Annotated in this window: 1 protein-coding gene; it reads right to left on the bottom strand. The window is 48.6% G+C overall.

Annotated elements, in window-relative coordinates; genetic code table 11:
* The coding region (locus N1032_RS23890) for a hypothetical protein (protein ID WP_259542920.1) at positions 1–980 on the bottom strand (980 nt) is incomplete at both ends.

A 980-nucleotide genomic window follows, 5' to 3' on the forward strand; every position in this document is an offset into this window, starting at 1 on the left:
AGATCTTCCAGCTGACCCTGAGCAAAGCGCAGCGCTACGCAGAAGTTATTTTTATAACGCTGCCAGCCACTGCACTTGAACAGTACGCGCTCATAGAACACATACGCCAGGATCATTTTCTTAACTTGTGCTGCTGTCATATCACGAACATCAACGTGAACGTGAGTTGAACAGCGCCAAGTATCGTCCGGATTATTACCGAACAAGAAGCCGTCGATTTCGACTGCCGCATTGTACAGATCTACACCACCCCACGGATGGGAGCAAACAAACTCCATACCATTGTTGCGGAGAGAACCATCATTTTTCGCTGTCCAGTAGCGGAATGACGGGTGTTCAATTGCCAGATTCTCCAGCTCAATTTCAACACCAGCCAAGTGTGTCCCTACAATTAACGGATGCTTTTCGATAGACGGGTAGTTAACACGCATACCGAAAGTTGAGGCAACTGTTGTCATTGTAGAAGTTTCCGGAATGTTACCAAAGAAAGTTTGAGTAGATTCAGGTTCACGGATACGCGTCCCACCTGAACGACCAACTGAACGACTAGCACGAGCTATCACTTCGCCCATCGACTGAGGACGACCACCTGGAGTACCTGGACGTGCGTTACTGCCACCATTCTGAACCCACATACTACGCTGATTACGGCATAAATCTCGAAGCAGCTCTTGATATCCACTGAGATTGGCGTCGCTCAACTGCTGACCTGGAACTCCGAAGTGGTTGGAAACCATCATACGAAAGTGGCGAATCGCAGTTGTATCAGACTCGTGCTCGATCATATAGTCAGTTGGTGGTTCTTCGACAGGCATTGGAACAGGTTCGAAACCCATTTCCTCTTGCTCAGTTTGAGCTTGAAGACCATAGGTTTCATCCTCTGCTATCTGGGTCAACATAGGATGACTATGCTGACCTGCCATCCGCGCCAAATCTGCTGGATGGATAGCACGTCGTTCTTCAGCTTCACGTTCTTCACG

The organism is Herbiconiux daphne (assembly GCF_024979295.1).
GTDB classification, from domain to species: Bacteria; Actinomycetota; Actinomycetes; order Actinomycetales; family Microbacteriaceae; genus Herbiconiux; species Herbiconiux daphnes.